Source organism: Pedobacter antarcticus (assembly GCF_900112985.1).
Lineage (GTDB): Bacteria > Bacteroidota > Bacteroidia > Sphingobacteriales > Sphingobacteriaceae > Pedobacter > Pedobacter antarcticus.
In genome coordinates this window covers 14908-29424 of record NZ_FONS01000009.1, presented here as the reverse complement: position 1 = coordinate 29424, position 14517 = coordinate 14908, and the positions used below count along the sequence as shown (strand labels likewise).

The following is a 14517-nucleotide window of genomic DNA, read 5'->3' as shown; positions in this document are numbered from 1 at the left end:
GTGATTGTTTAATTGTACACCTAATTATTTGATATGGAGTCAGAAAACAACTTAGAACAACAAGCGGTCGATACGATTCGCGTGTTATCAATAGATGCAGTGCAGAAGGCTAATTCCGGTCACCCCGGAATGCCTATGGGAGCTGCGCCAATGGGTCATGTGCTGTATGCACATACGATGAATTATAATCCTGGAAACCCTGAATGGGCAAACAGGGATAGGTTTATCCTTTCTGCTGGTCATGGCTGTATGTTGCAGTATAGCTTATTGCACCTAACCGGATTTGATGTCAGCATAGATGATCTGAAAAATTTCAGGCAGCTGCACAGTAAAACTGCCGGACACCCCGAACATGGATTGATCGATGGTGTGGATGTCACGACCGGTCCGCTTGGGCAGGGGTTTGCTAATGGAGTCGGTTTTGCCATTGCGCAGAAGCATTTGGCTGCCCGGTATAATAAACCAGGCTTCCCGATTTTTAACTATAAAATATACGCCATTTGCAGCGATGGAGATATGATGGAGGGAGTAACTTCGGAAGCAGCATCGCTTGCCGGGCATCTTGAGCTCGGTAACCTGATTTATCTGTATGATGACAACCATATATCCATTGAAGGCGATACAGCAATATCTTTTAATGAGGATGTCGCTAAAAGATTTGAGGCTTATAACTGGCATGTTCAGGTGGTGGAGGATGGAAATGATCTGACAGCTATTCAGAATGCGGTTCGTAATGCACAACTCGAGACACAGAAACCATCCCTGATTAAAGTCCGTACACAGATCGCTTATGGTAGTCCGAATAAAGTAAATACTGCCGGAGCACATGGTTCGCCCCTTGGTCCTGATGAAATTAAACTGGTCAAAGAAGGTTTCGGTTTTGACCCTGAATCCTTTTTTGAAGTTTCTGCTGAAGTTGCAGATTTTTATAAAAAAGCTGGAGACAAAGGTAAAACGACTAATCAGAAATGGGATGAACTCTTTGCTGCCTATGAACAGGAATTTCCCGACCTGGCTGCTGAGTATACACTTGCCAGAAAAAAACAGTTGCCGGAAGGTTGGAAGGATCAGCTTCCTGTATTTGAACCATCCAAAGATAAAATGGCTACCCGTGTAGCCTCAGGAAAAGTTTTGAATGCGATTGCTGATAAGCTGCCGGGATTAATTGGTGGCGCGGCTGATCTTGCACCGTCCACTGAGACATTATTGAAGAAATTCACCAGCTTTAGCAGCGAAGACAGGGGCGGGAGGAATCTTCATTTTGGAATCCGGGAGCACGCTATGGGGTCGGCACTTGTGGGTATGGCACTAACCGACGGTGTAATTCCATACGGAGCTACATTTCTAATATTCTCTGAATATATGCGTCCTCCGATCAGGCTGGCCGCCATTATGAAGATCAGACCTATATTTATCTATACACACGATAGTATAGGTTTAGGAGAGGATGGCACAACTCACCAGCCTGTTGAGCAATTAATCGCATTACGAGCAATTCCCAATATTACTTTAATCAGGCCTGCAGATGCAAATGAAACTGCACAAGCATGGAAGGTTGCGCTGGAACATAATGATGGTCCGGTGGTACTGGTCTTAACCCGTCAGGGTCTTCCCGTCTTGGATCAGCAGAAATATGGAAAAGCAGAAGGATTGGAAAAAGGAGCTTATATTCTTTCTGAAGCATCTGCCGAGGCGAAACTGATACTGATTGCTACAGGTTCCGAAGTTGCGCTTATATTGGAAGCACAACAAGATTTGGAAGCTGCCGGAATTCCTGTTAGAGTAGTAAGCATGCCTTCCTGGGAGTTATTTGAAAAGCAGGATGCTGCTTATAGGGAGTCCGTTTTTCCGAAAAATATCCGTAAAAGACTCGCCGTTGAGACCGGTTCCCCTTTAGGCTGGCATAAATATGTTACAGATGAAGGAGATATCCTGGCTATGCATACCTTTGGTGAATCTGCTCCGGCAGAGGATCTGTATAAGGAATTTGGTTTTACAAAAGAGAATGTGATCAACAAAGCGAAAGCACTGCTGGATTAACCATTCGTAATAAGGTGAAAGGCGCTGAGACAAAATCTCAGCGCCTTTTTTAATTATATATCTTTGTTAAGATAGCTACCTCACCCATTAGTGAGAATCACTGCCGCCGGTAATTTTTGAAAGCAGATAAAATGCACCTTTAGTTGCGATCCTTGCATCTTCAGAAAGCGTTTCAAGCGGACTGATCTGGATAAAGCCCAGTTCGGCAGTGCCCGTTTTCACTTCAAGTTTTCTGAAATGAACTTCTTTCGAACCTGCTTTAGTTTCGCGCTTACCTTGATCCTCTTTCTGATGATTATCAACTACAAAAATATATTCACGTCCTGCCGATCTAACTACAGCATCCTGTGGAACGGCTGTGGTGTGCTCTTGCCCGATATTAATTAATGCGGTTACATACATCCCCGGAATAAGATTCTTTCCTGCCTGATTATCTATAACAGCATGGACAGTTACGCCCTTACTTTCATCTTCAAAAGATTTGTTGATACCGGTAATACGACCCGTTACCTGCTGATCATCCTGATTAGTAAGCTGAAAGTTTACTTCCTGACCATTTTTAACTTTCATCAGATCCTTTTCGAACACAATCAGGTCACAATGAATCTTGGAATTATCAACAACTTCCATTACTGAAGTGCCAGGCTGAATAAAAGAGCCGGTATTTGCAGTGATCTTCCCGATGGTACCCGAGATTGGAGAACGCAGTGGAAAACCATGTTTCATTTTTCCTGCAGAAACCTCTCCCGGAGAAATACCTAGCTGGCGTAATTGATTTTCAATTGCAGCAATACCAGACTTTTCAGATAAGTAGGCCGCTTCTGCAGACTGAAAGAATTTGCCGGTACCCGCCCCAGCCTGACGCAACTGCTTTTGCCGCTCATATTCGGCAGACGTATAACTAAAACTGTTTTTTGCAGAAAGGTAGTCCTGCTGTATTTTTAGCAGGTCTTGATTCTCAATACTGGCAAGGAACTGTCCCTTACGCACTTGTTCGCCTTCCAGCACAGAGATATTACTGATTATCCCACCTGATAATACACTTACATTTGCCCTGTTTTGCGGCGGAACTGCAAGCTGTCCGTTCGCTTTGACTACGGTATGTAGGTTTTTCATAGACACAGTGCCTAGTTTTATGCCAACAGCTTTCATCTGCGCTTCATTCAGCGCTATTTCTTCTTCCTCATGCCCATGTTCTTCATGAGAAGCTTCTGCATTTTCTCCTTTTCCCTGTTGACAGCTTTGCAGTAAGAGGAAGGGAACGAAAAGCAGGAGCAGGGTGACTTTAATTAGATGCTTCATTTTTTTCTCCTTTTAAATAGTGTAACTGAATAACCGATTGATTGCTGCGGTCTGCGGCTTCCAGATAAGACAGTCTTGTCTGGACCACTGCAGACAGATGTTGCACATATTCCATGTATCCGATTTCTCCCAAACGGAAAGATACCTGGGCAATACGCAGCTGTTCCTCTGCCTGAAGTAGGCCCTCAGATAAGTACCATGCCAGCTCTTTGGCAGAAAGTTGGGCTTGTTCCTGCTCCTGTACATATTTGAGTTCCAGCAGCGACCTGTCTTGCTCCAGTGTTTGCATGGCAACCTGCAGTGCAATTTTCTCACTACTAATCTTTGATTTGCCTGCTTTAAACCAAAGTGGGACTGCAATTCCTGCCTGGAAGCCTGCTATCCTGGTCCCTGGAAAATAGGTTCTGGATATATTAGCCGGGTTAAAGCCTGAAATAAGCATTTGCTGGCTGTAGCCGACATTAAAATCGGGCATAAGCCTGGCCTTTTCTACTTTTATTTTTCCAGATATGACCTCAATCTGCTGTTGTGCATACAGCAGCTGCGGATTATTGCTTAAGACTTCCTTACTGACAGATTTGTATTGTAATAAAGGTAAACCTGCAGCCGGCAGTCTGATTGATAAAGATTTGCCTGTCAACTGTTCCAGAATACGCTGCTGCTGATCTTTGGCAGCGATAGTTCTCATTAATAACAATCGGATTTCCTGATATTTTTGTTTTGCCGTCATCAATTCCAGGCTGGAGGTCTCACCCGTTTTAAATCTGGAAGCCGCCTTTTCCCGAAAATCCTGGTAGATACTATCCTGATAATTTAGCAAGCGGATAGTTTCCAGCTCATGCAGCAGACTGTAATATGCCTGGGTAATTGCTTTGCGCACTTCCATTGTCGTCATTTTGCCGGCGTTAACAGCAAGACCCGTCTGACTTTCCAATAGTTTATGCTGACTGGTATATAATCCTGGCCATGAAAATTCCTGGCTGATGCTAATCGCATTGTCATTGTTTCCGCCGCCAGTTGGGTCTTGACTGAGAGTGAATACAGTTTTAGGGAGGTCGGTTCCGGAACCTTGCAGGGCTTTGGCCTGTTCAATGGTTAAACCGGCCTGCTTAAGCTGCCGGTTACCGGTTGCGGCATCTTCCAGCAGCTGGTTTAGCTGCGTATCCGCAGCTAGTTCTGTCTGTACAGGTTTAGAGCGGAAATCCTGTGCCTGAATTGTGCCCGTACCTGCCAGCACAAGAAATAATACTGCCAGGGTTTTACCTGTTTTACCCAGCCCTTTACTCTCGTCTTTTCCGCTGAACAGGATATAAAGGCAAGGTAGAACGAATAGTGTCAGAAAGGTAGCCATTAACAGTCCTCCGATAACTACTGTGGCCAGTGGGCGTTGTACTTCTGCTCCTGCACTACCTGATAAAGCCATAGGCAGGAAGCCAAACGAGGCTACGGCTGCGGTCATTAAGACAGGTCTAAGTCGAATCTTCGTACCTTCCAATACCCGCTCGTAAATATCGGCTACACCCTCTGCTTTCAATTGGTTGAAAGAACCGATCAATACAATTCCATTTAGTACTGCGACGCCAAAAAGAGCGATAAAGCCAACTCCTGCTGAGATGCTGAAAGGCATATCCCGCAGGTGCAATGCAACAATACCGCCCATTGCGGCAAGAGGAACGGCGGTAAAAATCAGCAGACTTTGTTTCACCGAACGGAAAGTCAGGTAAAGTAAGGCAAGAATTAAAAGCAAGGCGGCAGGAACTGCAAGTGATAACTTTTGCTTGGCTGCCTGGAGGTTTTGGAACTGGCCACCATAGGTAATGAAGTATCCAGTTGGCAGCTTCACTTTCTGATCAATCAGCGTTCTAATTTCTTTCACTGTACTCTCTACATCCCGGCCACTAATATTAAAACCTACGAAGATCCGGCGTTTGCCATCCTCGCGACTCACTTGAGCCGGAGCTTCCTTGAAGCCGATATCTGCTACCTGGCTTAGCGGGATGCGATGTCCGGAGGGCAGCGGAATCAGCAGGTTTTCTACATCGGTAATATTATTCCGGAGTTCCTCTTGCAGCCTTACGACCAGATCAAACCTTTTCTCCCCCTCAAAAACAACTCCGGAGACGCTCCCGGCAAATGCAGTTCGCAGGATCATATTCACATCGCTGATATTCAATCCATACTGGGCAATCTTATTCCGGTTATAGTTAACCGTAATCTGGGGCAGGCCACTTACTTTTTCGATATAAGGCTCTGATACACCTTTTACAGGTGCGATAAGTTTAGAAATTTGTTCTGCCTGGACAGCCAGAACATCCAGATCTTCCCCAAAAATTTTAATAGCAACATCCTGGCGGATTCCAGTCATGAGCTCGTTAAAACGCATTTGCATTGGCTGAGTAATTTCTACTTGAATTCCAGGAATCAGTTCAAGCTCTTCCTCCATCTTTTCCATCATCTCGTTGCGCGTCTTTGCAGAAGTCCAATCTGATTTAGGTAGCATAGACAACATCATATCGCCCCTTTCCAGTGGCATAGGATCTGTCGGAATCTCCGAACTTCCGATCCGGGTAACCGCTTGTTTAACCTCGGGGAACTTAGCTTTCAGTAAGGCCTCTGCTTTGCCAAACGTACTTACGACTTCGGATAATGAGGTACCCTGCATCATCGAAATTTCTACGGTCAGATCGCCTTCTTCCAGAACAGGAATAAATTCGCCGCCCATCCGGCTGAAAAACCAGATTGACAAGACGAAAAGCACTAAAGTAATCGAAACGATAAAGGTTCGGATACGCAGAACTTTAACTAATGCGTTGTGGTAATACCGCTGTAAATGGACTATCATACGATCAGACCAGCTCTCCTTATGTACGGTGTTTTTGCTGAGAAACAAGGCGCTCATCATTGGTACATAGGTAAGTGAGAGGATAAATGCTCCTAAAATGGCGAATACGACAGTTTCAGCCATGGGACGGAACATTTTACCTTCTATGCCCATCAGGGCAAATAGCGGCAGATAAACAATCAGAATAATCAGTTCACCAAAAGAAGCGCTGGTTCTTATTCTGGAAGACGCCTGATAGACCTCTTCATCCATTTCTTTTTGTGTAAGCCTGATTTTTCCGCTTTCATTTTTTCGGGTGCTTAGACGGAAGACTATAGCTTCAACGATAATGACTGCGCCATCCACGATTAACCCAAAATCTATAGCACCAAGACTCATCAGGTTCCCGGATACACCGAAGAGCCGCATCATAGCGAAAGCAAAAAGCATGGCGAGCGGAATAACAGAGGCAACTACAAGTCCTGCCCGCAGATTACCCAATAACAAAACCAGAACCAGGATCACAATCAGCGCGCCCTCCATCAGATTGGTTTTTACGGTGCTCATGGCACGGCCGACTAACTCCGTCCGGTCAATGATCGGTTCAATAACGACACCTTCGGGAAGTGATTTCTGGATTTGTGCCATACGGGTTTTTACAGCCTTAATGACATCATTAAAGTTTTCACCCTTCAGCATTAAAGTAACCCCTGCTACTGCTTCACCTTCCCCATTCCGGGTAACCGCGCCATAACGGGTGGCGCTTCCAAACTGAACTTTAGCAATATCACGGATTAAAACCGGCCTGCCGGCAATATTCCTGACGACAATACTTCCGATTTCCTCCAGGGAAGCAACCTGACCGGTGCCGCGGATGAAATACACATTATTCTGCTGTTCAATATAGGAGCCGCCCGTGTTTTCGTTGTTCTTTTCCAGTGCGGTGAATATCTCTGGAATGGTCAGGCCCATTGCATTTAGCTTGTCATTGTCAAGCGCAACTTCATATTGCTTCACAAAGCCGCCCCAACCGCTTACTTCGGCTACGCCCGGTGTTCCTGCCAGCTGGGTTCTCACCAGCCAATCCTGCAGGGTACGCAGATCGGTCGCACTATATTTTCCCTCGTAGCCCTTTTTAGTGTGGAGGACATATTGGTAAATCTCTCCCAATCCCGTAGTTATGGGAGCCAAGATGGTCTTGGCGAGAGCTGGCGGAATATTGGCCTCCGCCTCTTTTAATTGTTCATTGACCTGTTGACGTGCCCAGTAGATATCAGTTTCATCCTTAAAAACAAGGGTGATTACAGAGATTCCTGAGCGGGAAACAGATCTTTTTTCCAGTATGCCCGGAATATTGGCCATGGAAAGTTCGATAGGAGCGGTAATATATTGTTCTACTTCCTGTGCACCCAGGCTTGGTGCCTGGGATATAATCTGTACCTGGTTATTGGTAATATCCGGCTGTGCATCTATCGGTAAATGATAGATAGAATAAATGCCCCAAAGGATGAGTCCAAAGGTCATTAGCCCGATAGCTACCTTGTTCCTGATAGAGAACGAGATAATACGGTCAAACATAAAAATGGTTATAATAGCAGCCAGAAGGGCTGCAATAAGCAAAAAATAACAAGATAAGCCAATGAATTGGCTGGATTAGATGCTTAGGCTATTTGCGGCGGCTGCCAGACGGGCATACTGATTTCGATATATTTTCCTGCCTGGTAAGGACGTGTATTAGTCTGGTGTTCCTTCACCGGAGTAGAAGTGAGGCTCATAATTTTCGCAATACTGGACGTTGCACAGCAGGTGCAGTTGCAAAAGGGAGAACAGTGATCTGCAGATAAGGCGTTTTCATGGTTTTGCACAGCGACCTTGAGGGTTACTTCTATGCCTGAGGGTACAGGTTGCTCATCGGCACAAGGCACGAAATTCAGCAAGCTGACCATCATTAAACAGAAAAGTGCAATTATCCGCATAAAACAATATTTATGAGCTGTTTATATTCAGCACGACAAATATATCTGATTTAAGCCGGAATGCTAAAATACGATTGTCTTTTAACTGTCAGATACTGTATTTTGTTTTAACTTAAAAAACAGGTAGATGAATTGCCGGGTCTGGATAAACTAATAAAGGTAACCTGGTCTCGCTGGCAAATTTGCTGGTGTCGCTCTTTCCAAAGAGATTTTCCAGGAAAGTTTTTTGTCTATGTACCATCACCAGAATATGGCAGCTTACTTCTGTAGATAACCAGCTTAGTCCTTCTTGTAAATGCTCTTCTTCTACACTGCGGTAGTATACTTTTGGATAATTGATATGTGTAGCTACCTCTTCCAGAAAATTTCTCACCTGTTCACCTGGTTTGGCGTTTACTGTTAAAGGGGCATGAATGTGTGCCAGCATGATTTCTGCTTTAGTATGTGTAGCCAATGTCGCGAGGGAAGAAATTACGGCAATATCACTGTGGCTTAAATCTGTGGCAAAACCGATTTTACAAAGTTTGCTATAAACGGCATGCTCAGGCACTATCAGCACAGGTCTGTTGGTGCCTTCCATTACGGCCGCCATATGATTTCCCCCGATCAGGCCTGATAATCCTTTTTTGTGACTGCCCATTACCAGCATCAGGTTATTGCGGTCTGTGAATAATTTATCGAGTTGAAGAAACAGGGGGCCATCCTGGAACTGGTAAGTGATTTTCGGTTTATAGGTGGTGTCAGTCAGCGTAAGCAACGTTTCCAGTTTCTTCGCCTGTAAAGTAAGTTCACTGATAGCACTTTCTCTGAATTCATCATAAACTTCCGGCGGCCAGGCCACCGGCATCCCCATGCTTTCTGCGACCGGCAGTTCAAAAGCATGAAACAATAATAAATCCGCGTGAATAGAAGCAGCCATATGCAAGGCGTAGATTGCTGCATTTTCTGATCTTGGAGAGAAATCGGTGAGTACGGTCAATGTTTTCATGATTGCTGTATTTTAGCAGGTGCATATCCGCTGAGACGTGCTACCATACTATAAAGTTATAAAACAGCATTTGTTTGTTGTTGATTTCTGTCAGTAATATAAGTGATGCTGATCAGGTTTTATTCCTGATCAGCGGATTCCTCATCCTTTTTGATAATTAGGGAACTTCCGTTAAACACTTCTCTGTTTGATCCTGTACCTGTTGTATCTGGAAGAGCCTCTTCAGCCTGTTCTTTAACAAGTTTATCAAACTGACTTGTTGGGTTCACATCTTCCTGATTTTGTTGTGCGTTCTTTTCTTCTTCCATAATAACTCTTTTAACATTTATGATCTCGATGTGTTTCAAATTTTTAAAAACCAGTGAAAGAGCTAAAACATTATTATCGGGATAATCCTGCTGAATGTTTAGTTTTATACCAGGTTCAATTAAAATCTTATGAATTATGAATAACAGCAATAGGAGTCGTGTTTTTGTTGCCGGATTGCCGTTGTTGCTGCTCTTTTTTGTTACGGGTTATGGCGCGGTCTCCCAAACTGTACTGCCTATTCCACCAAACATATCTTCAGCTTATAAAAAAGGCACGAGAGATTTATCCGGTGCCGCCGGTAAAAAATACTGGCAAAATAGTGCAGATTATCAGTTAAAGATTGAATTTGATCCAGCCAGCCGTTTGTTGAAAGGAAAAGTAGAAATCGATTATATGAATAATAGTCCGGATACCTTGCGGCAACTGGTTTTTAAACTCTATCCGAATTTATATCAGAAAGAGGCGATGCGGACCGTTCCGGTTTCTGCAAAAGATTTGACCAGTGGCGTGAAGATCGATGCTGTTACGATTAATAACCAGACGCAGGACAGTACAAAGCGGAGTATCAGAAGTACAAATATGTATGTGCGGGGTGTGAAAATACCTCCTCATGAAAAGGTACATGTAGAAATTGATTACAACTATATTTTAAACGAAGGCTCTTTTGTCAGGACAGGCCAAGTTGAGCCGGGCGCCTTTTTTATCGCTTATTCTTTCCCGCGCATAGCAGTTTATGATGATATAGACGGCTGGAATGAATATCCCTATACCGGGCGGGTCGAGTTTTATAATGATTATTGTAATTTCAATGCAGAGATTACCGTGCCCGGAGATTATCAGGTATGGGCGACAGGCGAGCTGCAGAATACAAATGACGTTTATTCGGAGAAAACTGCAGCACGCATAGCCGAATCTGGAAAGAGCGGCGAAATTCTTGATATTACTACGGTACAGGATCTTAAATCCGGTATGGTGACCAGAAAAAATAAGACTAATACCTGGAAGTTTAAGGCCAGCCATGTAACTGATCTGGCATTTGCAATAAGTAATCATTATGTGTGGAAAGCGTCGAGCCTGGTCGTCGACCCGGTTACGCAGAGACGTACAACCGTGAATACGGTGTTTAATCCAGAACATAAAGTTTTTGAACCGGTAATTAATTATGCCCACAAAACTGTCGCTGCAATGAGCTATCAGTTTCCGGCTCTGCCTTTCCCTTATCCCCATATTACGATATTCGAAGGTTTAGATGCCATGGAGTATCCGATGATGGTAAATAATTTGCCTTTTGAAGATAAACAGGAAGTCATTCAATTTACTATGCATGAGATATTTCACACACTGTTCCCTTTTTATGTCGGAGTAAACGAGACAAAATATTCTTTTATGGACGAAGGCTGGGCTACGCTATCTGAGTTTCTGCTCTATCCTATGGTTGATACCGGTCAGTTTAAGCACGATATCAGTGATATCAATAAGTATTCGGGCACTGAGGAAGATCTGCCGCTAATGACACTTACTTCTCAGCTTTCCGGTAAGGCGAGGTATATGGACAAAGATCTGAAACCAGCCCTGGGGCTCCATTATCTGAAGGAAATGCTCGGGGATAAAATATTCCTTAAAGGACTGAGACACTATATTAAAGAGTGGGCAGGAAAACATCCGACACCTTATGATTTTTTCTATACGATGAATACCGGTACTGGCGTAAATCTGGACTGGTTTTGGAAAAGCTGGTATTTTGAAAAAGGAGTTCCTGACCTGGCTATTAGTAAAGTTAGTAGTAAGGGCGCCAGTCATAAAGTCGTTGTTGGTAATGTAGGTACATCACCAATACCCATACATCTCACTGTTTTATTTAAAGACGGAACTACCCAAATTCTTAATGCCAGTATAGCCTGCTGGAAGGATGGTAAGCGAAGTGTCACTTTTAATTTCTCTGCAAAAAAGCAATTGAAACGAATTGTGCTGGGTGATAATTTTGATGCCGACGTCAATCCGCTCGATAATATGTGGGAGGCCAGATAAAAACCAGGCATAAAAAAAACCTTTCAGATTCTGAAAGGTTTTTTTGTGGGAGATACTGGGTTCGAACCAGTGACCCCCTGCTTGTAAGGCAGGTGCTCTGAACCAGCTGAGCTAATCTCCCTTTGGTTCTGCCATTTATTATACAGGACCGGCTGTCCTGATTTAAATAATTACCTTTCGGTTATTTATTTGGTGGGAGATACTGGGTTCGAACCAGTGACCCCCTGCTTGTAAGGCAGGTGCTCTGAACCAGCTGAGCTAATCTCCCCTTGGTTCTGCTCTTTGCGCCTTTTGGCTAGCTGAGCAAGCTATTCCCCGTTGTTGGGAGTGCAAATATACACCTCTAATTTAAAACACCAAAACTTTTTTAATATTTTTAAGAGAGAACATCTTCCAGGATTTGATGAGATTTAATTTCTCCAAAAGAAGCAGTATGTAAGTTGTAGTAAACCAGTATTTTATCAAGGATAATTCTCCGGGTGGCATTATCTATTTTTATCTCATTTAAATTTTCGAAAGAGGTTGTGAAAAGCTGAATAAACAGTAAAGCCTCCTTTTTCTGAATAAAATACGGGTGTAAAGGAGGGAGGGATTTAAATTCACCTTCTTGTAGGTCGAAGTAACTTTGATCTGTTTTATGCTCCATACTTGGCGCGAAACCAAGAAACCTGGTCAATTTCAATAAAAAAGCGAGGTGAAAACTCGGATTTGCCTGTGCCGTTTCATCAATCCAGCACAATGAGTTAAAGATGTAATTAAATAAATGCTCATCTGCATGCTGTTGCCGGATACTTTTATACAGCACTTCATTCAGGAATATGATCATTGCACTTTTAATCAGATCATAAGGGATGCTGCGGAATACCGGGGTAGGCAGCAGTTCTGAAATCCGCTGAATCCCGATATTGGGCTTATGGTACACGACCAGATCCGCCAGATGAAGAGATTGAAGCATATTCATCCTGATCTTTGCTTTCGGTTTTTTCACGCCGTTGATCATATAAGACTGGATACCGAATTTCTCCGTGAACATTTGTACCACCACACTGGTTTCGCTGTAAAGTGTCGTTTTTAGTACTATTCCACGCGTCTTATACAACATAGCAGATGATTTTTGGAATGAAAATAACCGCACCTGTCAGGATTGCAATAACAGCAGCTATCAGTACAGCGCCGGCAGCTATATCCTTTACACGCCCGGCTTTCTCGTTGTAATCCGGAGATACCAGGTTAACCAGAACCTCAATTGCTGTGTTCATGAGTTCTGTACAGAGTACTAAGCCACTTACTAATATTACCGAGAACCATTCAGCCGTACTGATTTTCAGAAACCAGCCAGCTAAAATAATTGCAGCTGCTGCAAAAAGATGAAATCTGAAGTTAAGCTGGGTGCGGACGGTATAAGCAATTCCGGAGAATGCATAGCCAAAACCTTTGATGAATTTGTGCATAGCATAAATATTGGTCAAACATATAAATTAATAAGCATATTTGCTATATGAGATGAATAGGTCATTTTGTACCTTGTGCCTCCAATTATAGAAGCCTGAAGCACGTTTAGAAAGCTCCGTTCTTCTTAATTAATATTAAATAATTATCAATTTCAACGATTCAATCCAATATGGAAAGTAAGTTAGCCGAAAAAAAACCAAGCTCTGTTATCCCAATGATTACTATGACCCTGCTGTTCTTTATGTGGGGATTTATTACCTGCATGAATGATATACTTATTCCGCATCTGAAACAGCAGTTTCAATTGAATTTCCAGCAGTCCATGCTGGTTCAGTTTGCTTTCTTTGGCGCTTACTTTATCGGATCAGTAATCTATTTTATGATCTCTTATTATAAAGGTGACCCTGTTAATAAAGTAGGTTATAAAAAAGGAATTATTGCCGGCGTGTTATTATCGGCAGTAGGTTGCTGTCTTTTCTACCCTGCGGCATCATTCTCTGTTTACGGTATTTTTCTAACGGCTTTGTTCGTTCTAGGACTGGGCTTTACTATTTTGCAGATTACCGCAAACGCTTATGTTACGCTTCTTGGAGATGAAGAAGGTGCGTCCAGCAGATTAAACCTTACGCAAGCTTTCAATTCATTCGGAACTACAATCGCTCCGGTACTTGGTGGTCACCTGATTTTTACGCTGTTCACTCAGAACGGACAGGTTACTGCAGATTCTACGCGAATTCCCTACCTTATTTTCGCAGGTATCCTGGTTTTACTAGCTATAGTGATCAGCCAGGTTAAATTGCCTTCGTTCAGTACTGATGCAGAAGAAGAAAGAGGATTGGGTGCTTTAAAATTCCCTCAACTGAAATTAGGTGTCGTAGGTATCTTCTGTTATGTAGGTGCCGAGGTTGGTATCGGAAGTTTATTAATTGCATTTATGGAGAAACCCGATACAATGGGCCTGCCAGAAGTTGTTAGTAAAAACTATCTCGCTTTATTCTGGGGGGGTGCTATGATTGGTCGTTTCCTGGGCGCGATTTCATTAAGTAATCTGGCACAGGCTAAAAAGATACTTTATATGATAGTCGCGGCAGCGGTAGTTTACCTGGTTATTTTTAGCATCGTCGACCTCACTTTTGCACAGACGAGTTTCTTCCTTGTATTTATCGTATTAAATATCCTGGCATTCTTTGTAGGCCGCTCTGCACCTGCACGCACATTGGTGTTGTTTGCCGTAGTTAACGTGATCTTACTACTTGTTTCTATTTTTAGTAAAGGTGAGATGGCAGTGTATCCAATTTTAGGTATTGGATTATTCAATTCGATTATGTTCTCTAATATCTATACCCTTTCTATTGCCGGATTAGGTAAATATGTGAGTCAGGGATCTTCGTTACTGGTAATGGCTATTTTAGGTGGTGCAATCTTACCTTTGGTACAAGGAAGTCTTGCCGATTCTGCCGGTATACAGGATTCCTTCTTTATTCCTGTTGCCTGCTATATTTACATCCTGATCTTTGGATTATACTGTATGAAAAAGGTTAAAGTAGACCCCGATCTGAAAGTGAATGTAAACCATTAAAAAGTTATATAGCGGAAACGCG

10 protein-coding genes and 2 tRNA genes are annotated in these 14517 nt (G+C 43.2%); 3 read left to right on the top strand and 9 right to left on the bottom strand.

Annotated elements, in window-relative coordinates:
* Positions 1 to 33 precede the first annotated feature (33 nt).
* A complete protein-coding gene (gene tkt / locus BM192_RS16050) occupies positions 34 to 2040 on the top strand; it encodes a transketolase (protein ID WP_074964049.1) in 2007 nt (668 codons plus the stop codon).
* Between the two features lie 87 nt (positions 2041 to 2127).
* Here tkt and BM192_RS16045 read toward each other — a convergent pair whose 3' ends face one another.
* The 5 genes from BM192_RS16045 to BM192_RS16025 all read right to left on the bottom strand — a co-directional run bounded on the left by BM192_RS16045 (position 2128) and on the right by BM192_RS16025 (position 9435).
* Entirely contained in the window at positions 2128 to 3342 is a 1215-nt protein-coding gene (locus BM192_RS16045) for an efflux RND transporter periplasmic adaptor subunit (protein WP_037438038.1), read from the bottom strand.
* On the bottom strand, positions 3326 to 7741 hold the full coding sequence (locus BM192_RS16040; protein ID WP_037438044.1) for a CusA/CzcA family heavy metal efflux RND transporter: 4416 nt from the start codon (positions 7739 to 7741) through the stop codon (positions 3326 to 3328). The genes BM192_RS16045 and BM192_RS16040 overlap by 17 nt, the downstream gene beginning before the upstream one ends.
* An 83-nt stretch (positions 7742 to 7824) precedes the next feature.
* Entirely contained in the window at positions 7825 to 8139 is a 315-nt protein-coding gene (locus BM192_RS16035) for a DUF6660 family protein (RefSeq protein WP_051759522.1), read from the bottom strand.
* 112 nt (positions 8140 to 8251) lie between these two features.
* Complete coding sequence (locus BM192_RS16030; RefSeq protein ID WP_037438037.1) at positions 8252 to 9127, bottom strand: universal stress protein; 876 nt, start codon at positions 9125 to 9127, stop codon at positions 8252 to 8254.
* 119 nt (positions 9128 to 9246) lie between these two features.
* Positions 9247 to 9435, bottom strand: a complete 189-nt coding sequence (locus BM192_RS16025) for a hypothetical protein (RefSeq protein WP_037438036.1) — start codon at positions 9433 to 9435, stop codon at positions 9247 to 9249.
* Positions 9436 to 9571: 136 nt separating this feature from the next.
* Between BM192_RS16025 and BM192_RS16020 the strand changes: the two genes are divergently transcribed.
* Complete coding sequence (locus tag BM192_RS16020; protein WP_051759521.1) at positions 9572 to 11464, top strand: M1 family metallopeptidase; 1893 nt, start codon at positions 9572 to 9574, stop codon at positions 11462 to 11464.
* A 46-nt stretch (positions 11465 to 11510) separates the two neighbouring features.
* Here BM192_RS16020 and BM192_RS16015 read toward each other — a convergent pair.
* From BM192_RS16015 to BM192_RS16000, 4 genes are all read right to left on the bottom strand, one after another.
* Positions 11511 to 11585 (bottom strand) — tRNA-Val (locus tag BM192_RS16015).
* A gap of 69 nt (positions 11586 to 11654) precedes the next feature.
* A tRNA-Val gene (locus BM192_RS16010) sits at positions 11655 to 11732 on the bottom strand.
* Positions 11733 to 11840: 108 nt separating this feature from the next.
* A complete protein-coding gene (recO, locus tag BM192_RS16005; protein ID WP_037438035.1) occupies positions 11841 to 12566 on the bottom strand; it encodes a DNA repair protein RecO in 726 nt (241 codons plus the stop codon).
* Positions 12556 to 12915 (bottom strand): diacylglycerol kinase, encoded by a 360-nt coding sequence (locus tag BM192_RS16000; RefSeq protein ID WP_037438034.1) that lies wholly within the window; start codon positions 12913 to 12915, stop codon positions 12556 to 12558. The genes recO and BM192_RS16000 overlap by 11 nt, the downstream gene beginning before the upstream one ends.
* A 170-nt stretch (positions 12916 to 13085) precedes the next feature.
* Between BM192_RS16000 and BM192_RS15995 the strand changes: the two genes are divergently transcribed.
* Positions 13086 to 14495 (top strand): sugar MFS transporter, encoded by a 1410-nt coding sequence (locus BM192_RS15995; RefSeq protein WP_037438032.1) that lies wholly within the window; start codon positions 13086 to 13088, stop codon positions 14493 to 14495.
* The last annotated feature ends 22 nt before the right edge of the window (positions 14496 to 14517 follow it).

Bases quoted from the DNA above. Each gene is read 5' to 3' on its own strand.
- tkt (WP_074964049.1), top strand. From the start codon at position 34: ATGGAGTCAGAAAACAACTTAGAACAACAAGCGGTCGATACGATTCGC.
- BM192_RS16045 (WP_037438038.1), bottom strand. From the start codon at position 3,342: ATGAAGCATCTAATTAAAGTCACCCTGCTCCTGCTTTTCGTTCCCTTC.
- BM192_RS16040 (WP_037438044.1), bottom strand. From the start codon at position 7,741: ATGTTTGACCGTATTATCTCGTTCTCTATCAGGAACAAGGTAGCTATC.
- BM192_RS16035 (WP_051759522.1), bottom strand. From the start codon at position 8,139: ATGCGGATAATTGCACTTTTCTGTTTAATGATGGTCAGCTTGCTGAAT.
- BM192_RS16030 (WP_037438037.1), bottom strand. From the start codon at position 9,127: ATGAAAACATTGACCGTACTCACCGATTTCTCTCCAAGATCAGAAAAT.
- BM192_RS16025 (WP_037438036.1), bottom strand. From the start codon at position 9,435: ATGGAAGAAGAAAAGAACGCACAACAAAATCAGGAAGATGTGAACCCA.
- BM192_RS16020 (WP_051759521.1), top strand. From the start codon at position 9,572: ATGAATAACAGCAATAGGAGTCGTGTTTTTGTTGCCGGATTGCCGTTG.
- recO (WP_037438035.1), bottom strand. From the start codon at position 12,566: ATGTTGTATAAGACGCGTGGAATAGTACTAAAAACGACACTTTACAGC.
- BM192_RS16000 (WP_037438034.1), bottom strand. From the start codon at position 12,915: ATGCACAAATTCATCAAAGGTTTTGGCTATGCATTCTCCGGAATTGCT.
- BM192_RS15995 (WP_037438032.1), top strand. From the start codon at position 13,086: ATGGAAAGTAAGTTAGCCGAAAAAAAACCAAGCTCTGTTATCCCAATG.